General features: G+C 64.6%; 13 protein-coding genes. 5 read left to right on the top strand and 8 right to left on the bottom strand.

What is annotated here, in order from left to right; translation table 11 throughout:
* Entirely contained in the window at positions 1-2,136 is a 2,136-nt protein-coding gene (locus KHO49_RS29415; protein WP_213666356.1) for a TonB-dependent hemoglobin/transferrin/lactoferrin family receptor, read from the bottom strand.
* Between the two features lie 72 nt (positions 2,137-2,208).
* Complete coding sequence (locus KHO49_RS29410; RefSeq protein ID WP_102879358.1) at positions 2,209-2,634, bottom strand: DUF2946 family protein; 426 nt, start codon at positions 2,632-2,634, stop codon at positions 2,209-2,211.
* Positions 2,635-3,035: 401 nt separating this feature from the next.
* Between KHO49_RS29410 and KHO49_RS29405 the strand changes: the two genes are divergently transcribed.
* Both KHO49_RS29405 and KHO49_RS29400 read left to right on the top strand, forming a co-directional pair.
* A complete protein-coding gene (locus KHO49_RS29405; RefSeq protein ID WP_373634190.1) occupies positions 3,036-3,326 on the top strand; it encodes a c-type cytochrome in 291 nt (96 codons plus the stop codon).
* A gap of 173 nt (positions 3,327-3,499) precedes the next feature.
* Complete coding sequence (locus KHO49_RS29400; RefSeq protein WP_102879360.1) at positions 3,500-4,063, top strand: fasciclin domain-containing protein; 564 nt, start codon at positions 3,500-3,502, stop codon at positions 4,061-4,063.
* Between the two features lie 95 nt (positions 4,064-4,158).
* Here KHO49_RS29400 and KHO49_RS29395 read toward each other — a convergent pair whose 3' ends face one another.
* Both KHO49_RS29395 and KHO49_RS29390 read right to left on the bottom strand, forming a co-directional pair.
* Positions 4,159-4,740, bottom strand: a complete 582-nt coding sequence (locus KHO49_RS29395; protein ID WP_213666355.1) for a putative natural product biosynthesis protein — start codon at positions 4,738-4,740, stop codon at positions 4,159-4,161.
* A 159-nt stretch (positions 4,741-4,899) separates the two neighbouring features.
* A complete protein-coding gene (locus KHO49_RS29390) occupies positions 4,900-5,289 on the bottom strand; it encodes a DUF2946 domain-containing protein (RefSeq protein ID WP_123391144.1) in 390 nt (129 codons plus the stop codon).
* 149 nt (positions 5,290-5,438) lie between these two features.
* Between KHO49_RS29390 and KHO49_RS29385 the strand changes: the two genes are divergently transcribed.
* The 3 genes from KHO49_RS29385 to KHO49_RS29375 all read left to right on the top strand — a co-directional run bounded on the left by KHO49_RS29385 (position 5,439) and on the right by KHO49_RS29375 (position 9,038).
* On the top strand, positions 5,439-6,893 hold the full coding sequence (locus KHO49_RS29385) for a TrkH family potassium uptake protein (RefSeq protein ID WP_213666354.1): 1,455 nt from the start codon (positions 5,439-5,441) through the stop codon (positions 6,891-6,893).
* 226 nt (positions 6,894-7,119) lie between these two features.
* Complete coding sequence (locus KHO49_RS29380; protein WP_213666353.1) at positions 7,120-8,100, top strand: response regulator; 981 nt, start codon at positions 7,120-7,122, stop codon at positions 8,098-8,100.
* Between the two features lie 20 nt (positions 8,101-8,120).
* Complete coding sequence (locus tag KHO49_RS29375; protein WP_102879364.1) at positions 8,121-9,038, top strand: LysR family transcriptional regulator; 918 nt, start codon at positions 8,121-8,123, stop codon at positions 9,036-9,038.
* Here KHO49_RS29375 and KHO49_RS29370 read toward each other — a convergent pair.
* The 4 genes from KHO49_RS29370 to KHO49_RS29355 all read right to left on the bottom strand — a co-directional run bounded on the left by KHO49_RS29370 (position 9,035) and on the right by KHO49_RS29355 (position 25,221).
* The gene (locus tag KHO49_RS29370) at positions 9,035-12,271 is read right to left on the bottom strand and encodes a PAS domain-containing hybrid sensor histidine kinase/response regulator family protein (protein WP_213666510.1); all 3,237 of its coding nucleotides are present in this window, start codon (positions 12,269-12,271) and stop codon (positions 9,035-9,037) included. The two genes, KHO49_RS29375 and KHO49_RS29370, sit on opposite strands and share 4 nt — an antisense overlap.
* Positions 12,272-12,350: 79 nt before the next feature.
* Positions 12,351-13,856 (bottom strand): TolC family outer membrane protein, encoded by a 1,506-nt coding sequence (locus tag KHO49_RS29365; protein ID WP_213666352.1) that lies wholly within the window; start codon positions 13,854-13,856, stop codon positions 12,351-12,353.
* Positions 13,857-13,934: 78 nt separating this feature from the next.
* A complete protein-coding gene (locus tag KHO49_RS29360; RefSeq protein WP_213666351.1) occupies positions 13,935-22,946 on the bottom strand; it encodes a TcdA/TcdB pore-forming domain-containing protein in 9,012 nt (3,003 codons plus the stop codon).
* A gap of 115 nt (positions 22,947-23,061) precedes the next feature.
* A complete protein-coding gene (locus KHO49_RS29355; protein WP_110651693.1) occupies positions 23,062-25,221 on the bottom strand; it encodes a type I secretion system permease/ATPase in 2,160 nt (719 codons plus the stop codon).
* Position 25,222: the final 1 nt, after the last annotated feature.

The following is a 25,222-nucleotide window of genomic DNA, read 5'->3' as shown; positions in this document are numbered from 1 at the left end:
TCAGAAACGCGCGCTCAGCGTGAGGTTCACGCTGCGGCCTTCTTCATAGGTAAAGGTGTTGGCCAACGACTGCTGATAAGTGCTGTAGGCCTTGTCGAACAGGTTGCTGACGCCCAGATCGGCGCGGTATTGGCGGTACTCGAAGGCACCTCCGATGTCGTGGATCACGTAGCCCTTGCGCCGCCGCAGCTCGGTGGCGTCGTAGTCCTGGGCCCAGACGTACTGGCCCTGGTAGTTCAGGGACCAGTGCTCATCCAGGCGGTATTGGCCGCCGAGCACCAACTTGTCCGGCGGTGCATACAACTGCGCCCCGGTGTCGGCATTGCGCGAGCGCAGCCGCGAATAGCCGGCGCCCAGGGACAGGCGCTGCCATTGGTAGCTCAGTTGCGCCTCGCCGCCATGGCGCTCGGCCTGGGCCACGTTGACCCGCTGGAAGATCATCCCGGTGCCGGCAAACGGCGCCTGGCGCGCATAACGGCCGACCACCTGCTGATCGATCAGGTCGTCGACGTCTTCGCGAAAGTAGGTGACCTTGGCCCGTAGGCTGTCGCCCCCGGCCAGCAGGTCATCGAACGCCAGCGTGGTACCGACCTCCCGGGTCTTGCTGGTTTCCGGCTTGAGGCCGGGATTGGGGCGAAAATTGAACAGCGCCCGGCGAGTGTTCAGGTTGCCGAACATCTCGGTCATGGTGGGCGCGCGGAACGCCTCGCCGTAGCTGACGAACACCCCGAGGAATTCCCAGGGCTGATACTTGAGCGCCACCTTGGGCGAAAGCCGGCTGTGGCTGGAGTCGTCCTGGCCGGGGGATGTCAGGCGATAGTCGTCATGGCGCAGGGCGGCAATCAGGGTCCAGTCGTCGAGAAAGGCCATCTCATCCTGAACAAAACCACCCAGGGCGCGCATCTGGCCATTGGGCAACACGCTGTTGGACTGACCGTCGGAGGCGTTTTCGTTGGTGTCGCGGTAACCGTCCACGCCGTAGGTCACACGATGGTGCGAACCGCTCCCCACCTCGATGCGGCTGGTGTTCTGCAGGCTGGCGCCCAGGGTCTTGGTCTGGGTCGCGGTGGTGGGTTGGCGTGGCACCGAACGGCTGTCGCCGTCGAGGGTGAAGCGCGTCTGGTAAACCGCCAGCTTGCCATCCAGCAAACGCTGCTCGGCATCCTCGAAGGCCCAGCTGGCGTTGTACTGCTCCTGTTCACGCTGGAGTTTCTGCGAGAACGGAAACAGCAGGTTGCCGCCAGGGTTGGTTGGGCCGACCATCTCGTCGGCAAAGCGCTGGTAACCCAGCTCGAAATGGTTCAGCTCGTTGGGCGAGAAACGGGTCTTGAGCAGGCCACTCTTGAGCTGGCCGTCATTGGGGTACTGGGCGTCGGCGCCGCTGGCCCCGGTATGAATGGTGCCGTAGTCACGGTAGGTGCCGCTGGCCAGAACATCCGCCCGATCCCCGCGCGCGGCCAGGGTCAGGTTGCTCGACGACTCGCGGTTGGCGCTGCGATAACCGGCCTTGATCCGGCCACCACTGCTTTGGCCCGGGTCAAGAATGTCGTCGGCATTGAGCGTCTCGATGGCCATCACCCCGCCCAGCCCGCCGCTGCCATAAGCGGCGGACATTGGCCCACGGACCACGTCGATCTGCCGGATCAGGTCCGGATCGATCAGCAGCGGTGTGTTGACCCCACCGTCATTGTTACGCCGCGCGCCATCCACGGTGAGGATGATCCGCGGTCCCTGCAGGCCGCGGATCGCCGGACTTTGCGCGGCGGCCCGGGGGCCACCGCCGTAGTTCACGTTGGGCAGGGTGCGCAGGGCCGTCGCCAGGGTATTGACCTGGGCGTCATCGAGTTGCTGGCGATCGACAACCGACACCGACGCCGGCAGCGCAAACCCACTGTTGGCGGTGCGGGTTGCGGTGATGGTGGTGGTGTCCAGGGCGAAAGGCGACGTGGCCTCGTCCGAGGCCGAAGCTTGTCCATAAGCGCTGTTGATGGCCAGCGCGCAGGAAATCGTCAGCAGCGACAATGGCCAGCGGCGCCGGCCCGGCCCGCCATGGGCGGCGCCAGTGTGATGAAAAGAATGCACGGCAAAAGGTTCGGCAACGCGCAAGGCGGCCGCTACCGGGGTCATAGCAGACATGACAGGACGTCCAAAGGTGATCACGAAAGTGCGCCAGGCCTACAACTTCAGGGCTGGCGTGATGACAGGCGATCAGCCGATGGCCGGCGGCGCCCTGGCCTGGGAGGTGTCGTAGCTCTTGCTGACGGGAGGACGGGTATCTGCAGGCGCGCTTGGGACCCCATGGTCACCGCCATCTGCCGACAGCAAAGACCAGGCCGGCTGCAGCGCCACACCACCGACAAAGGGGCACAGGGCACAACCTTGGGCAGCCCCCAGCCCCTGGCTGTCATCCTGATTCTGATCCTGATCCTGGCCGGCGCGGGCCTGGAACTCGGCAAGGGACACGCGCTGCATGCCTTGGGCGGTGCACACCAGCAGCCACTCATCGCTGGCGCTGGAGCCCGCGACGGGCATCGGCATGCTGGCCCAGGTCACCGCCTGCAAGACCATGGCCAACAGGCAGACCAGCAGGTCGAGCGTGGGCCTAGCGTGTCGCCGGTGCCGGTTGAAGATCATGCAAGTGTCCCTGCCGTTTGGGTGTATCAGCGATGCCCGGTGAAGGGGCATGTTCCGTGCTTGAGTGCCTGATCGTTAGCGTCGATGCCTGCCAGGCCCGACCCGTGAAATCTGCAAAAGAGTGCCGGGCTCCTCGCGAAACACCGGCACTCAGTGACGTGATGTAACCCTGCCTAGAGAAAGCATCCCGTCGGCCGGCAATGTAGCACGCAGGCTTTGCCAGCCTGACGTGCGACAACCTGCCACAGGCCGACTGCCCTCTTCAGGTGGATCGCTCAACTGAGCGCTGGCTGCCAGCACCTGCGGCAGGCTGTCGCAGTATGGGCGTAAAAATCCCCTCTCTACACTGCCTCGACCGCGCGGATGCGCGACAACCTGATGATAAGAACACGATGAGGACCATCATGAAGACCCTATTGGCTGCCGCCTGTTTACTCGCATTCACCAGTGCTCACGCCGCCCAGGACCCACAGGCAGTGTTCAACCGCGCCTGCACCGCCTGCCACAGCGGGCAGTTGCCCATGGCGCCGAAAAAAGGCGATCAGGAAGCCTGGAAGCCGCGCCTGGCTCAAGGCACTGACGTATTGGTCAAGCACGTGACCGAAGGCTTCAATGCCATGCCGCCCCGTGGCTTGTGCATGGATTGCAGCGCCGAGGATTACCAAGCGGTGATCAGTTGGATGTCGAAGTAAGGCGCCGCGCGCCCTGCCCTGTTCTGCGCTTGCAGCGCAGCCTGGGCAGGCGCTTCAGAGTCGCTTGACCGAGCGCTGGTCACAAAAATCGGCCAGCGCTGCATCCGTTTGCCGATGCGCACCGTACATTCAGCACCCTCATCAGGAGGGCCGAATAATCGAGGAGCTGCATCATGCAAACCTTTAGCAAACGCCTGGCCGCTGTCTGCTTCGCCGTATTCTCCGTCGCTGCCCCCCTCAGCGCTTTCGCCGCCGATACGGTGATGGTCGGTGGCGCTGCGATGTACCCCAGCAAAACCATCGTGGAGAACGCGGTCAACTCCAAGGACCACACCACCCTGGTCACGGCGGTCAAGGCCGCGGGGCTGGTGGACACCCTCAACAGCAAAGGCCCGTTCACTGTGTTTGCGCCCACCAACGAGGCGTTCGCCAAGCTGCCGGCCGGCACGGTCGAGACCCTGGTCAAGCCTGAGCACAAGGCCGACCTGACGAAGATCCTGACCTACCATGTGGTGCCCGGAACCCAAACCGCCGGGCAACTGATGGCCGAGGCCAAGCAAAATGGCGGACAGGTCACGCTCAAGACCGTCCAGGGCGAAGCGCTGACCGTCAAACCCTATGAAGGCAAGCTCTGGGTCATCGATGCCAAAGGCGCCAAGGCCGCGATCAGCATCGCCGATGTCATGCAGTCCAATGGGGTGATTCATGTGGTGGACAGCGTGCTGCTGCCGCAGTAATGCAAGGCCCCCGGCAGACCTTGCGTCTGCCGGGAGTCAGCGCTTGCGCCAAGGCCGCTCAGCAAGCACCGCAAGGCGTTGGACCGATGCCGGGCTCAGGGAATCGGCAACCAGCGCCGGAAACCCGAGCCCCCCTTGCCACTTAACGGGCACCAGGCAAAGTCCCAAGGCACCGGCGGATATTCTTCCGGCTCGCCATTGACCGCCGGCACCGAACGCGACGCCACCTTCCAGTCAAACACCCAGTCCGGTGAATCGCGCCAGGCCAGCACCAGGCCGCGTGCCTGACTGTCGTCGGTGTTGATCCAGCGCGCAGCCGCTGCGCTCATGAACGCCTCTACATGCTCCTCGTTGATCCGCGCTTGGTAGCGTGAACCCAGCAGCCAGCGGCACACGCTCAGGTAATAGGTCCAGTTCAGTGGCGGATGATTGCGATAGGCCCAGGTCATGAACCCGCGGAAGATATTCAAGCCATCCGGAGGATCAAGCTTGAGCAGCCCCGGACAGACATCGAACAGGGTGTGCCAGTACGGCAGCAGGCGCGCATCCAGGTGCACGAAGCTGCGGGCGTTGCTCGGGTAATCGGGAAACGGCAGCAGAAAGTCGCCGTGGTTGTTTACCCGTGTGCTTTTACTCACCAGACGGGAGGCGCCAGAAGGGATTGCTAGTGCGCGCATGTCAGCCTCCAGCGGCGCTTGCCCGCTTTGCGGGCTACGGGCAGCAGGCGCTGTTGCCAACCTTGAATGATTCGAGGCATCTCGTGCTCCTTTCCATCTCAGCCATAACCATGCACACGTCCTCGGCCCATTGACCGGGGGACGTGCGAATAACAAAGGTCATGCGCAAGCGTGGGGAGAAGCCCTGGGGTTGGCTGATGGCCAGGAATAGCGCGGGGGCGCCTTGCAGCGCGGTTCAAGCGCACGGCGCCTGAGCTGGCCGATACGCAGCAGCCAGCTCAGGCAAAACAGCAGAACCAGACTGAGCGCGGCTCCCGAACAGACCGGGCAGGAAAAACTGCCGGCCCAGGTACTGGCGCTCTGATCGCTGAAGTCGGATGTCTGCACCGGGGCCTTGCTGCCCAGGGAGGAGCAGAACTGCCCGCCCACGCCGTTGAGGGCAAAGCCCATCATCTGGCCGTGCCCCAAACCGCAGGCGAACACATTGAACAGGACACAAAAATACAGGGTCCAGGCAATGAGCGAACGGTCGGGGCGGGACAATTTCATGGCGGCGACTTTAACATCGAACAACACAACGGGCGAAGCAGGACTTCAATGGCGCGAGCGCCCTCCCGGCAAATATTTACTGAAACTTTATAGCGCTCCAGGCACAGATATCCGATGCTGCGCGGTTATCACTCAGCAGGCTGGTTTTTATGTCAATCGCGGCAATGCGGCTTATCGGTTTCATCTTGGGTATTTTTCTGATCACCCTGGCCATCAGCATGGCTATTCCGATGATCACGTTACTGATCCATGACCGCAACGAGGAGCTGTCCGCGTTCCTCTGGTCCAGCATGATTACCTTTGTCACGGGCCTGTTGCTGGTTGTGCAACGCAGCGCCAAAAGCACTCAACTGCGGCCCCGCGACATGTACCTGCTGACCACGGGCAGTTGGCTGGTTGTGTGTATCTTTGCCGCATTGCCCATGGTGTTCATTCACCACATCAGCTACACCGATGCCTTCTTTGAAACGATGTCGGGTATCACGACCACAGGCTCGACCGTCCTTACCGGGCTGGACTCGGCCTCGCCTGGTCTGCTGATCTGGCGCTCCATGCTGCACTGGCTGGGCGGTATCGGTTTCATCGGCATGGCCGTGGCGGTGCTGCCATTGTTGCGGGTCGGGGGCATGCGCTTGTTCCAGACCGAATCCTCGGACTGGTCGGAAAAGGTTGCGCCTCGCTCCCACGTCGCAGCCAAGTCGATCCTGCTGGTCTATCTGGGGCTCACCGGCTTGGCAACCCTGGCGCTGTGGATTGCCGGGATGACGCCTTTCGAAGCGGTCAATCACGCCATGTCACTGATTTCAACTGGAGGTTTTTCGACTTCCGATGCTTCGCTCGGACATTGGACTCAACCGGCCATACACTGGATCGCGGTGGTCATCATGATCCTAGGCAGCCTGCCCTTCACGCTCTATGTGGCGACGTTGCGAGGCAATCGGCGTGCACTGTTGAAGGATCATCAGGTCCGTGGCTTCCTGGGTTTCCTCATCGTCATCTCCCTGGCGGTGGGAACCTGGCTGTCCTGGCACAGCGATTACGGATGGTGGGATGCACTGCGGATTGTGGCGATCAATGTGACGTCAGTGGTCACCACCACCGGCATCGCCGTGGGTGACTACACCACGTGGGGTAGTTTTGCAGTGTTGCTGTTCTTTTACCTGACCTTTGTCGGCGGCTGCTCGGGCTCCACGGCTGGTGGTTTGAAGATTTTCCGTTTCCAGGTCGCTGCAAGTCTGCTGATCAGCAGTCTGAAGCAGTTGATTCACCCACGGGCGGTGATTCAGAAAAAGTACAACGGCCATCCCATCGACGAGGATATTGTGCGCTCGCTGCTGACGTTCTCGTTCTTCTTCACCATCACCATCGCACTACTGGCCCTGGGGCTTGGCCTGATCGGCCTGGACTGGACGACGGCACTGAGCGGCGCTGCAACCGCAGTGTGCAACGTCGGCCCCGGGTTGGGCAGCATCATCGGGCCTGCCGGCAACTTCTCATCGCTGCCTGATGCGGCGAAATGGCTGCTGACCATCGGCATGCTTCTGGGGCGCCTGGAGATCCTGACGGTGCTGGTACTGATTACTCCGGTTTTCTGGCGCTATTGAATGCTGCGGTTGCTGGCGTCCTGGCGAAGCTGACGCAGGTTATCAACCATCAGTCCCATCCTTAGGCTTTGTACGAAAAGCCTTGATACTCGGTCTTGCATCCCCTCCCCGCGCCCGGCCTGTGTACCGGCCGAAGCGTGGGCGCAGCGACTGCGGCAGCTGGACGCTAGGAGCCCATAACGCAAATAAGTTAGACTGCCGGCCTATTTTGTTCAGGCCCCTCGTCATGCCCGCAGAGCATGCTCCCAAGCCCTATACCCTCCTGGCGATCGACGATGATCCGCAGTCGTTGATCGTGCTGTCGAAAACCTTGACCAGCGAATATGAAGTGCTGCTGGCGAAGAACAGCGAGCGCGGCCTGGCCCTGGCGCGCAGCGCCAGTCCCGACCTGATCATTCTCGACATCCTGATGCCTGAGATGGACGGCTTCCAGGTGCTCAGCGCGCTCAAGAGCGACCCGGCGACTGCAACCATTCCGGTGATTTTCCTCACCTCGCGCAGCAGCGTCGAAGATGAACGCCTGGGGCTGCTGCTGGGCGCCGCCGATTACATCGCCAAGCCGATTTCGCCGCCGGTGGTACTGGCCCGGGTGGCCACGCAACTGGGCTACCGCAACAAGCCCCTGCATGGCCTGCCAGCGGCGCCCGGGCCTTGCGCCGGCAGCGACATGCGCGACGGTTTTGTCAGTGCATTGACCCTGCAACTGGCCGGCAATCCGCTGATCCGTCTCCAAGCCCTGCTCGACAGCCTGTCGATTGTGCTGCGCAGCAGCCTGAGCCGGCGCGACCCCGCGGCCTTTCGCAGCGCCGCCTGCCTGGCGCTGATGGGCCTCAATCAGCCGGGCAGCCGCATCGATCAGGCCCTGGGCCACAGCAGGCTGCTGATTGAAGAGATTCTCGCCCACGCCGAGCCGGAAGATCCGATCCTCAACCTCGCCTGGAAAATGACCCACGCCGACGCCTTGCTCAAGGGCCCTGGGGAGCTGCCCAGCGGCGAGCAGTTGCCACTCTCGGCCCGTCTGTTTGCCCTGGCGCTGAACTACCACCTGAGCCTGCTGCAGAGCGCGCCCGAGGACCTCCACAGTCGGCATGCGCATGCCATGGGCCAGCTGTACCGCCAGCCCGGGTTCGAGCAATGCATCGACGGCGACCCGCAGGCGCTGTCGGCGGCCTTGCTCAGTTCGTCACAGACCTTTTTTGGCCGGTGAACGGAGGGTGAGCCTGGCCAATGCCTAACTTCGCGGATCTGGAGCTGTTCATTCTGATCGCCGAGCTGCAGGGCCTGTCCCCCGCTGCCCGCGTCATGTCGATCACCCCGGCTGCCGCCAGCCTGGGGCTCAAGCGCCTGGAAAGTCGCCTCGGGGTGCGGCTGTTCACCCGCTCCACTCGCACCATGAAGCTCACCCCCGAAGGCGCACGCTACCTGGACAGTGCCCAGCACGCGTTGAAGATCCTGGCCAACGGCAAGCGCTCGTTGCGCCACGATGACGGCATGCTGGAACTCACGGTGTCTTCCGACCTGGGCCGCAACTTGCTGCTGGACATGCTCGCCCGGCTCAAGCATGAGCGGCCGCGCATGTACATCAAGCTGGCGCTGAGCGACAAGCAAGAGGACCTGCTCAAGGGCCGCTTCGATGCGGCGTTGCGCTATGGCAAGAACCAGGCGCTGGATCTGGTCGAGCTGCCGGTACTCAAGCAGCATTACTTCATTGCCTGCGCCGCGCCCGATTACCTGGCGGAACATGGCCAGCCTGAGTCGCCGCAACAGTTGAGCGAACACGAATGCATCATCTGTCACAGCATCGGCCGCCCGGAGAGTCGCTGGCGTTTCCATGGCGCCGGCAAGGTCGAGGACGTGCCGGTGCAAGGGCACTTTTGCTGTGATGATGGCGATGCCGCACGGCGCTGGGCCGTGGCCGGCCACGGCGTGGTCAACCTGCCGCTGCTGAATGTCGTCGAGGACCTGCTCGCCGGTCGCTTGCTGGCGCTGCTGCCGGGCTGGCAATCGGACCCTGCGCCGCTGAATCTGGTGGTATCGCACCGCTCGCAGATCACTTCGTCGCTGCGCGCCTTGCATCAATGCCTGGTCGAGCACTGCACTGACCGCATGGCCCGCTATCAGGCCCTGAGCCAGAACAGCCGCTAGCCCTGCAAGTCCATTAGCAGGTCAAGGGCCTGCTGGAACTCCAAGCGGTAGATCCGCTCTTGAATGGCCCGCAGCGGGCCGCACGGGTATTGCTCGTACAGCTCATCAATCAGCGCCAGGGCCTGGGCATTATGCTTGCGCAGCAGCTGGGCCAGCCGCTCCAGCGCCAGCACCTGCTCCGCGTCCAGTCCCTGGCTCGGCGCTGCCAGATCCTCGTTCGCCACTGGCAGGGACGCCAGGCCGGCCAGTACCGGCTCCAGGCACTGCGCCAGATGCTCGATCAGCGGCCCCAGTGCTGCTGGCCCGGCTGCCTGTTCCTCAAGCTGTCTAGCGGCCTCCTTGACCGCCGTGGCGCCGATGCTCCCGGCATTGCCCTGCAGGCTGTGGGCCAGAAAGCCGATGGCGGCCAAGTCCCCGGCGGCATGGGCGTGCCACAAGCGCTCGATGACCTGCTGCTGGCCGTCACGAAAGTCGACCAAGAGTTTGCGGTGCAGAGCCAGGTCCTGGTTGACCACCGCCAGCCCCAGCGCGGTGTCGATTCCTTCGTAGGTCGAGGTCAAGACGCTTGCATCCGGCAGCGCTGCGCTCTGCGCGAGCGGTATGTCCGTGGCTGCGATCCAGCGCACCAGGGTCCGATAGAACGCCGCGACCTCCAGGGGCTTGCTCAGCAGATCGCTCATGCCGGCCGCCAGCGCCCTGCCCTGCACATCGGTCTGATTACTGGCGGTCACGGCAATGATCGGCAGGGACTGCAAATGGGGGTAGCCACGAATCTTGCGCGTGGTGTCGAAGCCGTCCATGACCGGCATCTGGCAATCCATCAGCACGGCATCGAAATGCCCCTGCTCCAGCAACAGGCGCAAGGCCTCGGCACCATTGACCGCCAGCACCACCTGGACCCCGACGCGCTGCAGCAGGCCCTGCAGCACTTCCTGGTTGAGACGGTTATCCTCGACCACCAGCACCCGTTTCCCCGCCAGCCAGCGGGCCGGGGCATTGACCAGACCCGGCCCCGCGACGTCGCCCATCGATGGCCCGGCAGGCGCAGTGCCGCTTGAGGCGTGCCCTTGCTCAAGCGCTGGCGGCGCCAGCCCCAGCTGCACGCTGAACTTGAACGTCGCGCCCTGCCCCAGCCGGCTATTGACCCAGATATCGCCCTGCATCAGTTGCACGATTTTCTTCGAGATGGTCAGCCCCAGGCCGCTGCCGCCGTAACGCCGACTGATGGTCCGGTCGGCCTGGACAAAGGCATTGAACAAACGGGCCTGCTGCTCGTCGCTGATGCCTACCCCGGTGTCGGTGACGCTGAAGCACAGCAGGGCCTGATGATCCCACTGGCGCACCAGGCACACACCGATACAGACATGGCCGGCCTCGGTGAACTTGATCGCGTTGTCCACCAGGTTGGTCAGCACCTGGGCCAGACGCAGTGGATCACCGACGTAACGGCGCGGCAGTGACGCCGGAATATCCAGCTGCAACCGCAGCGCCTTTTCCTCTGCGCGCTGGCGAACCAGCAGCAACACATCGTCCACCAGCTCCCGCAGGTCAAAGCCGGTTTGCTCCATGCTCAGCTTGCCGGCCTCGATCTTCGACAGATCCAGCACGCCGTTGATGGTGCCCATCAGGTGCTTGGCCGCGCGGTCGATCTTTTCGATGTAGTCGCGCTGCACCGGCTCCAACGGCAAGTCCTGGACCAGATGGGCCATGCCGATGATCGCGTTCAGCGGCGTGCGGATTTCATGGGACATGCAGTCGAGAAATTCCGACTTGGCCTGGGTCGCTCGCTCGGCATCGCGCCGTGATTGCTGGATTTGCGCTTCCACCGCCTTGCGCTCGCTGATGTCCTGCAGCACCCCGGTGACCCGCGTCGGCGCGCCACTGGCGTCGCGCTGCATGATCTTGCCGATGTCCATGACCCACAGCCATTGCCCCTCTTTGTTGCGCATGCGGTATTCGGCGCGGTATTCGCCGACTTCATCGTTCAGGTGCGCCTTGAGCCGGGCCATCACCGGCGCGTAGTCATCCGGGTGCACCAGAGCGGTCCAGCGCTCCAGGCCATGGCCGAAGGCCTGTTCCATCTGCTGTTTGCTGTAGCCAAGAATCTGCAGCCAGACATCGTTGTTGATGACGGTCCCCAGGCGCAGGTTCCAGTCCCACAGCCCCAGGGCCCCGCTTTGCAGGGCCATGTCCAGGCGCTGTTCGCTCTGCTCGATCTGCGCCACGTCACGCTTGTGCCGCCGGGCATCGGCCAGACGCCGCAGACCGCCCCACAGCAACAGCAAGAACACCAGGGCACTCACTCCTTCGATCAGCAGCACCTGTTCCGCCGGTAACAGTGCATCCAGGTCGCCCAGGGTGATCAGGGTCCAGGGGCCGCTCGGGTCATTCCAGTCGAAATCCACCCGGGACAGGCTGTAGCGCCGGCCGTCCAGCCGGACCACCGGCTGGTGGGCATCGAAGGGCAAGCGCTCGGGCACCCCGTTGGCAAACCGATAGTCGCCGAACTGGCGGCGGATCTCCCCGGTGAAGCGGTTCCAGGGCCAGGCGCGGTCGGACTTGAGGACCAAGTCCGGGGAACTGGCAGCCAGCACCACGCCACTGGGGGACAGGATCATCTGCAGATCGGCGCTGTACGGCTTGCTCAAGCTGGCATCGAGCGTATCGGCGTCAAACCGCGCCACCAGCACCCCGATCACCTTGTCCTGGCGCGTACGCGACTCGAAGATCGGCACCGCCATGTAGAACATGCGCGTGCCGGTGCTGGTGCTGATGGCGCCGTAGACACTGCTGCCGCCATTGAGGGCCACTTTGAAGTAGGGACGAAAGGCCACATTCAGCCCCAGGGGCGTCTGTCCCTGCTGGTCGTAGGCGGCCACCACCACCCCGTCCCGGTTGAGGACAAACGCATGGTTGGCATCCACCACCAGGGACAGGGTCTTGAGCGGCTGGGTGGCCCGTTCCATCAGCTCGGCAGAGGGCGCAGGCTCCAGGACGATGCGCTTGAGCCAGGGGTTGTGGCGCCCGAGGATCGACAGTGCGCCAATGGCAAAGCCGTTGGACTTCCATTGTTCCAGGTCCTGGGCCTGCTCCTGGGTCTGCATCTGGACGCTGGCCCGGTAGACGTCTTCGACCTGCACCCGGTAGTAGTTACCCAACGCCACTGCGGCGCCGACCGCGATCACCACACCCAAGGCATAACAGCAGCGTTTGTGACTGTCGAAGAAGTCCAATAACCCGTACAACCGCTCGCCCCTTTACCTTGAAAAAACCATGCCCGCCAACCCTGGCCCGGTGCCTTGCCAGGCCCTGTCAGCGTTTTGCCAGCCGGCGTGGAAACTCCGGCGGCAGAAAATCCAGGTCCGGATCGTAGTCGGCCTTGAGGTAATCACAAAGCGCCTTGAGGTCCTGGGGCGACAAGGTTCCCACCGCTTGCTTGAGCCGCAGGGTGTCGAGAATGTAGTCATAGCGGCTGTTGTTGTACTGGCGCACGGCGTTGTACAGCTGACGCTGCGCCTCCAGCACATCGACGATATTGCGGGTTCCGACTTGAAAGCCCATCTGCGAGGCCAGCACCGCGCCCTGGTTGGAAATGATCGACTGGCGCCGCGCCTGCACCTGATCGACACCGCTGTTGAGGCCACGATGCAGGTTGCGGGTCTGCTCCACGACCTGACGTCGCAAGCCGTCGTTGAGGGACTCGCGCTGGTTCATCCGCTGGTGGGCTTCGCGCACCTGGGAGCGGGTCTGGCCGCCGCTGAACAGCGGAATATTCAACTGCAGCCCGACCGTGCGCTGCTCGACGTTGCCGCCGTAGCCATTGCCGCGGATGTCGCTGTTGCCGTAACCCAGGCTGTCGTTGTCACCGATCTGGTAGCGCAGCACCGCATCCAGGGTCGGCGCGTGCCCGGCCTTGCGCGCGCTCAGGGTCTGCTGTGTCGCCTCCAGGGCGAACTGGCTGGCCTGCAGGGTCAGGTTCTGGCGCACGGCGGTGTCCACCCAGCGCCGGGCGTCGTTGGGTTCGGGCAACAGCACCGGCATGTCGTGGCGCAGCCCCTGGATCGCCTGGTACTGCTGATGCGTCAGAGTGTCCAAGGCTTCGAAGGCATCGTCGGTCTGCTTCTGCGCGACGATGCGGTTGGCCCGCGCGGTGTCATGCCCGGCCTGGGCCTGCAGCACATCGGTGCGGTCCGACAGGCCCAGTTGCAAGCCGCGCTCGGCCAGTTGCTGCTGGCGCTTGAGCGCCGCTTCCTCGGCCTTGGCCGCCGCCAAGGCATCCTGGGCCTTGAGCAGGCCGAAATAGGCCTGGGCGCTGTCGAACATGAGTTTCTGCTCGGCGGCGGCCAGCTCCAACTGGGCCTGCTGGTCTTCGGCTTGCGCGGCCTTGAGGGTGAACCAGCGATCGGCGCGGAATATTGGCTGGTTCAGCACCGCCTGATAACTGCTGCCACCGCGCCGGGTGTCCTGCCGCGGCTGTTGCAGGGAGGTGCGGGTGGCATTCAGATCGGCGCTGGCGGACAGCGTGGGCAGCAGGCCGGCCCTGGCCTGGGGCACTGCCTCGGCGCGGGCCGCCTGATCGGCCTGGGCCGCCGCCAGCTCGCTGTTGTTCTGCCGGGCATCCAGGTACACCCGCCACAGGTCACTGGGCAGCGCCTGGGGCCGCTGTTGTGACATAGGGGGTGGCGGATGCTGCGCTGAGTCTTGTGGCAGGTCTTGCTGAGGCAATGGCACCGCCTGCGCCAGGGGCGCCACCAGCAGCGGGACGACAAGCAGCCAGCCGGCAAAGGCTCGCTGCCGCGAATTCATGGGTTTGCTCATGGTTGGATCTAACACCGGGAAAAGAGGGAGCCGCAGACAGGAGAGGCTTTGCGCCCCTCCTGTGTTGCTTCTGCGCGGTCAGGTCAGTGAAGGCACCAGCACCGCCTGCGCGGCCTGATGGTGTTTGGGCAGCTGTTCGCGAGCGCCACCCGTGTCAGCGAAGGCCGCCATGGCCCCGCTGAGTTTTGCCAGGCTGGGGCCCTGGCCATCCGGAGCCGAGTCCAGCTCATTCGCCGCCGAGCTCAGAGCGTTCGCCGCCGGTAGCGTCTCGCGCTGGCTCCAGGCCAGCTCGAACACGCTGTCCCGGGCCGATCCGCTCGGGCCAAAGCCCTTGAGCAGCTGCTCGACGCTGAGCATCGACGAATCGCCTTTGAGCTCGATCAGCAAATGCCCATGGGCGGCCGCCTGGCTGCCCAGCACCTGGCGCAGCACTAGGGCCGTGCCACTGCCCGTGTCGGTCAGCTGCACGTCCTCACCCCGCCGGCTGACGAGGATGTTCTTGCCATCGGCCACTGGCAGGATCACCCGGTCCAGGGCCAGGCCCGGATCGTCGTTGTCGATGACCACCGTGCGGTAATGCGCCCACATCGCCGGAGTCAGGCGGTAGGTGTCATCCCCGGCGCCGCCGTGCAGCACCACACTGTCGACCCCGGCAATCAACGGCGGCGCCAGATCATCCTGATGACCATTGCCGCTGGCGCCCTGAAGCAGCAGCGAGGAGCCGATGCGCTCGACATTGGCGTAATGGCCAAGCTGCAGTGCCTTGCCGTCCTTGAGCTGATACAGCGCCTGCTCGGTCGGGCTATAGACATAGGCCGAGTTCGGCGTCCCGGCGACGACCCCGATAAAGCGCAGGTCGCTGCCCGCAATGCCGTTGCTGGCAAACATCTGCCCACTGGCGATATCGAACCAGCCGCGGCTGGCGCCATCCTGCAAGGTCAACACGCCTTTGGCGCCCCACTGTCCGGCCACGGTCGCCAGGGCCTGGGGCAGATTGCCCAGATGTGCCTGCTGCCAGCCCTTGTCCACGGCCACCAACTGCACATCGCCGTTGTTGCTGCGCAGCAGCACTTCGCCCTGCACGGTGGTCAAGCGCAAGCCGGCATCGACCTGGACTGCCGAGCGCAGTTGCAGCGTGGGCATCCAGTCAATGGCGGCCGGCAATTGGGCCGAGGCCTCAAGCACCTCATCGTTGCCAAACGCGCTCGGCAGTGCCTGTGATGTCAGCGGCGGCTGCAGATAGAGCTTGCCGCTCTCGGGCTCGAACAGCCGGGCACTGCCACTGGCACCGTCGAAGCCGAGAAACTGCAGCGGCTTGTCTTGCAGCGCGGACGACGCCACCACCACCTGAGCGTTGTGGTACCACACTGGCAGCGCACGCTTGCCGTCGGCAGCCTTGACCCCGAATACCGCCAGGGTGGCGTTGCTGCCGGCGACCTCGGCGAGGTCCTTCCACCAGCTACTGCGCCCCTTGAGCCAATGCTCGTTGACCGCCTCATAGCTCAGGCGCCCGGTCGCCTCGATCCGCGCCATGCGCCCGTCCTTGGTCACGGCCAGCAGATGGCCGTTGAGATTGAGCACATTGGCCAGGGGCGGCGTGGTCAGGCGCAAGGCGCTTGGCTGGCCGGCATCGAGCACCTGCTGCCCCGGCCCTTCCTGGCGGAACAGCACCTGCTGCGCCTGGCTGTAGAAATAGAACACCTCCTGGCCACCGGGCTGGGCCAGGCTGCCGGCCAACACCAGGTCCGCCGGAATCTTCCAGGCACTTTGCACCTGCCCCGATGCATCGGCACTCGGCGCCTGCCCGGCCGGTGGCGCCAGGTTCGGCTTGATCACCACACCATCGCTGCTGCGCACCCAGTAGCGGTGCGCGACTTTGGCGTTATCCAGGCCAAATACCGTGATCAGCTCTGCCGCGGTCGGCTCCAGCAGGGGCGCGCCCAGGCTGTACACCGGGGTGTCGCGCGGGGTGGTCTGAGCCTCGTAGCCCTTGAGCAGGGTACTGAGCAGGGTCTTGGCGTCCTTGCCATGCTGACTGTTGCTTGCCGACAGTTGCAGCAGCGACTCATCGCCGACCACCCCCACCAGCTCCATCCGGTCACCGAGGATACGGAAGCTCAGCTCGGCTTCCCGTTCCTTGAGCTGATAACGACGGGCCAGATACACCGCGTCGCCCTCTTGCCAGAACCGGCTGATCTGGCCGGCGCTCTGGTTGAACGACGGGGCGAACTGCGCATCGACCTTGCCGCTGGCAATGTCGACCCGCCAGGCGGCGGCGTTCTGGGCATCGACGAAGTAGGCATGCTCGCCGATGACCGCACCCAGCTGGGCGTTGCCAGCCTGTTGCACATCGGTGTCGGTGAACAGCATGCGGTCCTTGGCGACGTCGTAGTACGCCCGACCGACATTGCGCTCACCGTGCTTGTAGTTCTCCACCAGCACGTATTGGCCGTGCAACTGATGGGCCTGGGCCAGGTCCTTGAGGTGCTGTTCGATGCGCTGCCCGGGCACTTGCCATTGGCTGGCGTCTTCCTTGACCACGTCAGTGGTCTGGCCGACAAAATCGACTGCCCGCACTTCGCCCTTGGCGTTGACCAGCAGCACCTCGCCGCTTTGGGCCGGATCGAGCCTGACCTTGACCCCGCCCACCAGCAAATGGTCCTTGGCCACCGTGATGCTGTCGCTCTCCAGCTGGCTGCTGTCGATGATCCAGCGTGACCGCTGACTGCCGGCCTCGTTGCTGAGCCTGACCTCGGCGCCTTGGTTGAGACCGATCAGGTATTCGCCGCCGGCGCCCTGGATGTCGTAGCGCAGGTAGCCGTAGAGCTCCTTGGGCAATTGCGGTACCACCAATTGCCGGTTGCTCCTGTCCAGTAGCACCTCCACCGGCGTCTCGACGTACTCCTGGTGAATCCTGCGGATCGTCTCCTCGCTCGGGAAGATGTAGAAGTCGTAGTCGAAGCGCCGGTCCTGCTCGAGCCTGCGAATCACATCGAAGCCCGTGTCATGCCGGGTGGTGGCCCCCGGCAGGATCATGTACTCGTAGCTGATGTAGGACTTGGGCGTGCCCGGCAGGATCACCGTCCGGCTGTCGCCGTGGTCGAGTTTGGGCGGCTGGGCGCCGTGGCCAATGCCGCTGCGCACCTCGATCGCCTGGGCGCGGTCGTGGATCATCCGCGGAAAGTCGCCAACCCAGAAGAAGTAGTTGATCGCCCCGGAGCCGGTGGAACCGTGATGGGTGCGGTAGATGTACTGGCTGTCGAAACCGACCTCGCTTGAGCGCAGGTCGAGGCGCTTGACCACCGCTCCGGGCAGCGGCACCAGCACCTGCTGTTTCTCGTCATAACGGTAGCCGTTGCCTTGATAGGCCTTGTCCAGGGTATCGAAGTAACGTCCCACCGCCTTGGCGTCTTCGGCCACCGCGCCAAAGGCCTGGGCCAGTGCCGTGAAGCCTACCGCCAGGCCGCCGAGGATCACCCCCGCGCCGCCCAGCACCGCTGCGGTGGTCGAGGCGCCGACCAACCCGGCACCGATACCCGCCGCGCCACTGACAAAACTCGCCGAATCGAACGCCAGTTGGGTGCCGAATACGGCTTTTTGCACATCGTTTTCGGCGTGGGCCAGCTCATAGGCATCCAGGCCGACCATGGCCCCGCCAAACAGCACGCCTGCACCCTCGTTGACCGTGTGCCCCAGGGTCGAGGCAAAGTCCTTGAGCGAGGACTCGGCGGCCAGGGCCTCGCCGCGCAACGCGGTTTGTACCAGCTGGGTGACCTTGGCCACATCTTGCAGGGTGCCGTGGCCGATCTGCGCCAGGCCCAGGTAGCTATGGATCTTCAGGGCCGTGGCCAGGTCCGGTGACACCACGCCCTGGGCTGCGTCCTTGCGGTTCTTGTCGGCCAACCACTGGATCAGGGTCTGGACCGCAAAGCCCGCGTTCAGGCCGTCCACATGCGCCGCTTCGCTGACCCCGGCGCGGGGCCGGATCTGCCCGTGTTCCAGGGTGAAGTGCTCGCTGAGCACGCTCATGTGCTCATCGACGAAACGGCGGAATTCGACAAAGGTGCCGTCGTCGGTGCTCAGCCAGCGGGTCTGCTCGGGCTGGTCACGGTTGATGAACTGCACCCGATAGCCGCCCTCCGGCTGCGCCTCGGTGTTGGCGATGATCGGTATCCACTGGCTGCCCAGCTGGTGCTCCTGGGCCAGTCGGGTGCTGGCGGCGTCGAAGCGCGCGCCCCATTGCTCGGCGTCGAAGGTGGTCAGCGCCGCACCCAGGCGCAGGTCCTGGCTGACACGCTGCTGGGCCCCCACCGCCTGCTCCACCTGACGGCGTTGGCCGATGACGCCGGCCAACTCCTCGGGACGAGACAGATCGGCGACATTCAGCCCGCTGCCCAGCGGCACCTCGGCCATCTTGTGGGTGTCGATCTCGACCAGGTTGAAGGCCGGCTGCGACTGGCTGCCGAACGAGCCGTAGTGCGCCGCCAGTTTGCGGCGCACCAGGTGCTGCTCCATGGCCTTGGCCAGGCCCTTGCTGGAATCGAAGGCGAAGATCCCCACGTTCGGGTCATAGAAGTAGTAGCGACGGCCTTCGGGCCCCTGGGTACTGCCCACCAGCATCGAGTGGTTCTGGGTGTTGAGGGCAAACATCGAGTCGCTGCTGCTGTTGGCCAGCCGCGCCACCACGTCGGACAACTGGAACTGCCCCAGCGCCTTGGAAGCCTGGACCGCGTCGACATTGGAATGCAGGCGGATCAGGCTGTTCTTGAGCAAGGTCGAGCTGCCGGCCTGGGGATCGGCCGAGGCCAGGAACAGCTTCTGCACCAGGCTGTTGACCCCCGCCTCGCCGCCATTGGCCAGGGCCACGGCCATGGCCCGCACCAGCGGGTAGCAGCGACCGCCGGAGCGATCCCCCACCAGCGACAGGTAAAAGTCCTGGGGCGCCAACTGACTGAAGACACTGCCGGCGCCCTGGAAATCTTCACTGAAGGTCGCGGTCTGGCGCAGCACCTTGTCAATGTATTCGGCCTGGCTGGTTTCGCTGATGCGAGCACTCAAGGCGCCACGCTGCCCAGGCGTGAGCTGGCCGTCGAGAAACAGGCGCTTCATTTCCAGGGCCGACTGCTTGCCGTCCAGCCCGGGGATCTTGATCTCGCGGAAATCCCGCACGCCATCGCTGAAGGCCGTGCCCCGGGCCCCGCGCTGATAGGCCTCGGCTATGGCGTAGCGCTCGCCGACGCTGGTGCTGCGCTCATCGCCGCCACCCTGGATCGCCGTGTCGTCGGTGCGCACCACCGCAGCGCTGCCTTGCTGGGCCTGGATCTGCTGCCAGAGCCAGGTCTTTTCCACCGAAGCGGCCTCACGCAATACCGGCTCGTACTGCGCCCGGTAGAAATCCTGGGTGAGGTTGAGCTGCTTGATCTGCTGATCGATCAGGCGCTTGTCGCCCGCCCCGCGCCGCTGCTCCTGAAGTTGATAGCGCTGGTTGCTGAGCTGTTCGATGTCGGCACTGACCTTGGCCTGGACCGCTTCGCGCAGCCGATTCCAGGCGGCAATGGCCGGATGCTCGGCAGAGAAATCGCCGCCGTTGTAGACACCATCGGCCACCCCTTCGCTGGACACGCCGAACTGGCTCGCGACTTTCTTCAGGTTCTGGTGCACCTGTTCGCGGTACTCGGCGAACTGGGTCCGGTTGCGCTCCTGCACCTGGCTGTCGGCGGTCTGGATGGCAAGCGGCTCTGCCCCCTCGCGCAACTTCGGCCAGACCATCTGCCCTTCGCGCTGGTACTCCTGGCGCTGGAACACCAGTTGCCACTGGCCGTCGACGAATTGCATGTACGCCGCAGCCAGGCCCTCGGCCGTGCCGGCCACCTGGTAGTCCTTGTAGTCGACCGCCATCACCACGTTGTCGTACAGCAGCGAACTGTTGACCCGACCGTCGTGATAGACCCGATAGGTATCGGCGTCCAGGCGGGTCACCACCAGCGAGCAGCCCGACAAGCTACCGGTAAACAGGAAGCTGCCCGGGCGCGCCTGCCGGGGAATGTCCACATAGGCCGGCGCGGCGTTGGCCTGGTTCGGCCCGTTGTAGCCGAGGAAATACGCCGGCACGCTGTCCGCGCTCGCGGCGCTCACGGAGTTGGCGCTGTGCTCGGTGTATTCGAGCTCATACAGCTTGGGCGCGACTTCCACCAACTGCACGTTGCCCTGGGCCGGCAAGCGTCCCGCCTTGACCAGGGCCTCGGCGCTGAGGGTGTGGGTCTGGGCGAACTGCACCGGGTCGGCGGCAAACTGATGAATGTCGGCGCTGCCCTGGCGTGGTTCGAAGCCGGCCTCGAGCCCCACCAATCCGCTCTTGAGTTGCCGGTCCTTGGCGGCCTGCCCCAACAGCGCGGGCAGCGGGCCGAGGTCGGTGAAGCGCGGCGGATGGAACTCCTCGCTCGGCGCCAGGCCTTGATTGACGATGGGCAGGACTCGGGCCATCACCGCGTCGTACAGCTCCCCGTGCAAGGCCTCGCGGCGCCCTTGGGCACGGTAGCGGTCGAAGGTCTGCAGCAGGTCCTGGCCGATGCTGTCCGGCCCCTGGGGTTCATAGCGGGCGGCGACATACAGGGTTTCGAAGAACGAGTGATAGCCGTTGCGGATCATGAAGGCCGCGTTGGCCATCTGGAACTGCCAGTACTGCTTGACGCTCGGCACACTACCGAGCAACTCCGGCAAGGCATTGCTGACGGTCTGGGTGGTCCCGGAGATGCCCCCCACGAACGGGGTGTCCAAATCGTTCATATAGCGCGTGGCTTCATTGTTCGGGTCGGGACGGAACTGGCTGTAGCTGCGGTACTTGTCGTCCTGGATCAGCAGTGCTTTATCGGTCTGGGCCTGCTCCGGGTGGGTATTGAGGATCAGGTAGGGGTCGGGCTGATTCAGCCGGTTGTTGATCATGACCTTGTCGGTGCCGGTTTTCGGCGTCAGCGCGGCATGGGCATTGACCGGCACCGCAGCCTTGGAAAAGTTGTCGGCCACGGGGCGCAGGGCATGGAACAACGCCTGCTTGCGCAGGCTGCGGCCCTGGTCGCCGGACAACAGCGCCTCGACCGTCGGCCGCAAGGCGCCGTCGGCCGGCGCCAGGCCCTGGGGGCCGCTCAACAACAGGTTCAGCAGTTTGCTGTCCAGGCCGCGCTCCAGCGCCACCTGATCGAAGACATGCACCTTCGGGTTGCCTGGATGCTGCGCGGCGTTGGCGCTGGCCACGCGCTGGGTTTCCACCTCGATCGCCTGGGCGCGCCACTGTTCATACAGCGGTGCCAGCAGCAACTTGGCCTGGGCAATGTCGCTTTGCAGATAGCCGCCTTGCAGGACCTTGCCCAGTGCCTGGCTCTGCACCAGGTTCTGCCCCAGGTCGAACAGCAACTGATCGTTGTCGTGGCTCTGCCAGACCGACGCGGCGAAGGCCTGTTCCCACAGCACCTTGTTCAGGTTGTTGCCCTTGATATCCCGCAGGCTCGGACGGCTGTGTTGCGCCAGCAGCACCCCGGCCGGAGTGATGTGGTTGCGTTCGAGCAAGCGCGTCAGCTGTTGCACGAAGGTGGCGCGCTCGCTGCTGCCTTCGAACAGCCGGCTGGCCTTGAAGCCCTTGTCGCGCAGTTGTTCCAGGCGCTCGAAAAACGCCGCGTTGTATTGGTACAAAGCCTCGGTCTGAGCCTTGCTCAGGTGGCTGCTGCTGACCTTGTCGCCCTCGACGGTCATCAGGGCAAACGGCGTCGCCGAACGGAAAGCGTCGCCCTGGGGCATTTCCAGCAGGTACTGGTGCTCGGCAAAGCCGACTGAGCGCTCCAGCTCATGAATATTGACGAACAGGCCGTCGCGGTCCGGGTGGTAGCTGTTCTGCCGATAGTCTTCGACGCCCAGGGTCTGGAAGCTGCTGAGGTCCGCGTTCTGGTTGATCAGCTCGCTCAAGGCGCTGGCCAGGGGCACTTCGCGAGGCACGCTGGTGCCGGGCGACTGGCCCGATACCTGGATGCCGACCTGGTTGGGCACCTTGCGATCGACGTTGGTCAACAGCAGCTTGTGGCCGTTGCTCAGCACCTGGGCCTTGAAGCCTTCACGCAGGGAGCTTTCCGACACCAGATGGTTGGCAAAGTACTGCTCGACGAACCCGGTCTTGACCAGCACCGAGCGAATCGGTGCATAGGTCGGCGAGCGCATGGACGGCGGCTCGCTCTTGAGCCGGTACTGTTGCTGCCAGGCCAGGGACCGGGCCGCGGTGCCAAAGGAAAAATTCAGCACGCCGTCGGTGGGCACCACCAGCCGGCCGTGGTCCAGGTAGAAGTCCTTGAAGCGCCCATCGGTACTGGCATTGACCAGTGCCACGTTCATGCGGATGTAACCCGGGCGCTCTTCCATCATCAGCAGTGACAGGTTCACCGGCAGCTCGTCGGAAGCCCGAGGCGGCTTGGCCAGTGCCGCCAGGCTCGCGGCCTGCTGCTGCGGTGCGGCCTTGAGCCAGGCGTTGTAGCGAGTACTCACCTCCTTGTAGGCCTGCAGCTCGGAGAACAGGGTCACGTAGGCCTGACTGAAGGTGGAGTCGGCAACCTGCACGCTCAGGAGCTTCTCCAGGCGGTTGATCCGGCCCTTGAGCTCTTTCTGCTTGGCCGGCGCATCGGCTTGCAGGACCTCGGCCTTGGCGCCACCAGGACTGAGCAGCCGCAGGGCCTTGTTCCAGGTGCTGTCATAGTGGCTGATCGCCGTGTCCTGGCGGCTGTACAACAGGATGTCGCGGTCCAGTTGCTGCTTGTACGCAAGGGTGGCCGGGGTGTCGGCGATGGCCTTCATTTCTTTGCGGCGTTGTCGCAGCACCTGCAACTGGTCGCCCACCGAGACCGGGTTGTCCTGCATCTGGTAGTGCTGGGCGGCCAGCACGCTCAGGGTGCTCTGCTGCATTTCCAGCAGGCGCTCGCCGACCTGGCCGATGTACTCGGCACGCTCGTCGGCGCTCATGTGGAACCATTCGGTTTGCCGCCCTGCCGTCTTGATCTGTTGGTCGATCAGGGTATTGAGCAGGCGCGTGAAGTCCTTGGACATAAAAGCCATTGCAATGATCCTTTGTCTGTTTTGAGCCGGGCCCTGCGTATTGCGCAGGGCTGCCTATGGATATGCGGAGTGGGGAGACATGACGGGTGGCTGAGTCCTCCTGCCGTGGGTGGGGTCAATCCTTCATCTGCAGTGCCCATTGCCGGGCATACACGCCGTCCAGGGCGAGCAGCTGTTGATGTGTGCCTTGTTCGAGCACCCGGCCCTGATCGATGACCAGAATCCGGTCCGCGTGGCGCAGGGTGTTGAGGCGATGGGCGACACTGATCACCGTGCGGCCGCGGACGATGCCCTGCAGATTGGCCATCACCGCCGCTTCCGACTCGTAGTCCAGGGCACTGGTGGCTTCGTCCAGCAACAGGATGCCGGGGTTGGTCAGCAGGGCCCGGGCCAGGGCAATGCGTTGCCGCTGGCCGCCGGAGAGCTGGCCGCCCCGCTCACCCACCTCGGTCTCGTAGCCTTGGGCCAGGGCCTCGATAAAGGACGCCGCCCCGGCCAGACTCGCAGCGTGCTGCACTTCGGCATCGCTGGCCTGAGGCCGGCACAGGCGGATGTTCTGGGCAATGCTGCCGGCGAACAGCACACTCTCCTGGAGCACCACGCTCATGTTGCGGCGCAGGGCCACCGGGTCGGCGATGGCCAGGTCGATGCCGTCCACCAGCACCCGGCCGTGCTGGGGCACATAGAGGCGCTGCAGCAGGCGGGTCAGGGTCGACTTGCCGGAACCGGAGGGCCCGGTAATGCCGACGAACTCGCCCGGCTGGATCTCCAAATCCAGCTGGCGCAGCACCTCCTGGCCGTCTTCTTCGTAGCGAAAGCGCACCCCCTGGAAGCTCACGGCGCCCTGCAACGCCGGCACCGAGGCCAGACCGCCGCTACCGCTTTCACAGTCGCTGTCGAGAATGTCCCCCAGGCGGCGCAGGGAAATCAGCGTGTGCTGAAAGTCCTGCCAGACCTGGGCCAGGCGCAGGATCGGCTCCACCACATGCCCGGCCAGCATGTTGAAGGCCACCAGCTGACCGGGGCTCAACTGGCCGTCCAGCACCAGCATTACGCCCCACCAGAGCAACAGCGCCGCGGTCAGCTTCTGGATCAGGCCGATGCCCTGCCCGGCCCAGATGCCGACGATGCGGGTGTGGAACGCCGCCCGCACATAGGCCGCCAGCTGGCGCTGCCACTGCTGCTGGAAGGCGCTTTCGATGGCCCCGGTCTTGATGGTCTCGATGCCGCTCACGGTCTCGGTGAGAAACGCCGTGTTGGCCGCATTCAACTCGTATTCGCGCAAGGCCCGGCTGCGCAGCAAGGGCCCCACGCACAGCCAGAAAAGGAAATACAGGGCCAGGGAACCCACCACCACCCAGGTCAGCAGCGGTGCATAGCTGTACATCACGGCGATGAACAGCCCGCAGAACGCCAGGTCCAGCACCAGGGTCAAGGCTGAGCCGGTGAGAAACTGGCGGACCTGCTGCATCTCGCCGACCCGGGCGATGATCTCGCCGCTCTGGCGGCGCTGGAAGTACTCCAGCGGCAACTGGATCAGGTGCTGGTACAGGCGCGCGGACAGCTCGGCGTTGATCTTGCTCGCCACATTGCTGAACAGCCAGGACCGCAACAGGCCGAACAACGGCTCGAACAGCGCCAGGGCCAGCATGGCGATCCCCAGCACTTGCAGGCTCGACAGGCCGCGACTGACCAGGACCCGGTCGATGATGTTCTCGAACAGCAGCGGCGTGACCAGCGCCACCCCTTGCAGCATCAGCGACACCAGCAGCACGCTGCGAAACTGGCGCCCATGCTTGAGGATCGACGGCAGGAACCAGGAGACACCAAAACCACCGGTCTTGAGTTGCACGTGCCGCTCGGCCAGCAGCAGCACCTCTCCCGTTCGCTGATCCTGGCCCTGCCAAAGCGTCGCCAGTTCCTGGCGCGACAGGCTCTGGCATTGCCCCTGCAGCGGCCAGAACACCCGGACCTGCTCGTCCTCCACCGCCTCCAGCACCGCCCAGCCGTGAGTGGTGTTCAACAGTGCCGGCAGCGGCAGGTGATGCAGGCGCTGCACCCGGCTCTGCACCGCCCGTGCGCGCAGGCCGATCCAGCCGGCGCAGCGCCGCAGGTCAAGGCTGTCGGCCGGACCTTCAACCCGTCCCAGGCGGTGAGTCAGTTGCGCCACGCTGATGTTCAGGTCGAAGCGCCGGGCGGCCCAGGCCAGGGCGTGCAGGCCGGTGTCGAGCAGCGTCGCTGAGGGTTCGCAAGCGGCATCGAAAGCGCGGGTCATG

The organism is Pseudomonas sp. RC4D1 (assembly GCF_018390395.1).
In the GTDB taxonomy this organism is placed as follows: Bacteria; Pseudomonadota; Gammaproteobacteria; order Pseudomonadales; family Pseudomonadaceae; genus Aquipseudomonas; species Aquipseudomonas danubii.
The sequence above is the reverse complement of the archived record's forward strand: the minus strand, read 5'-3'. Positions and strand labels throughout refer to the sequence as shown.

Coding starts and splice junctions, on each gene's coding strand:
- KHO49_RS29365 (WP_213666352.1), bottom strand. CDS start 13,856: ATGAGCAAACCCATGAATTCGCGGCAGCGAGCCTTTGCCGGCTGGCTG.
- KHO49_RS29410 (WP_102879358.1), bottom strand. CDS start 2,634: ATGATCTTCAACCGGCACCGGCGACACGCTAGGCCCACGCTCGACCTG.
- KHO49_RS29415 (WP_213666356.1), bottom strand. CDS start 2,136: ATGTCTGCTATGACCCCGGTAGCGGCCGCCTTGCGCGTTGCCGAACCT.
- KHO49_RS29400 (WP_102879360.1), top strand. CDS start 3,500: ATGCAAACCTTTAGCAAACGCCTGGCCGCTGTCTGCTTCGCCGTATTC.
- KHO49_RS29395 (WP_213666355.1), bottom strand. CDS start 4,740: ATGCGCGCACTAGCAATCCCTTCTGGCGCCTCCCGTCTGGTGAGTAAA.
- KHO49_RS29380 (WP_213666353.1), top strand. CDS start 7,120: ATGCCCGCAGAGCATGCTCCCAAGCCCTATACCCTCCTGGCGATCGAC.
- KHO49_RS29355 (WP_110651693.1), bottom strand. CDS start 25,221: ATGACCCGCGCTTTCGATGCCGCTTGCGAACCCTCAGCGACGCTGCTC.
- KHO49_RS29385 (WP_213666354.1), top strand. CDS start 5,439: ATGTCAATCGCGGCAATGCGGCTTATCGGTTTCATCTTGGGTATTTTT.
- KHO49_RS29390 (WP_123391144.1), bottom strand. CDS start 5,289: ATGAAATTGTCCCGCCCCGACCGTTCGCTCATTGCCTGGACCCTGTAT.
- KHO49_RS29360 (WP_213666351.1), bottom strand. CDS start 22,946: ATGGCTTTTATGTCCAAGGACTTCACGCGCCTGCTCAATACCCTGATC.
- KHO49_RS29375 (WP_102879364.1), top strand. CDS start 8,121: ATGCCTAACTTCGCGGATCTGGAGCTGTTCATTCTGATCGCCGAGCTG.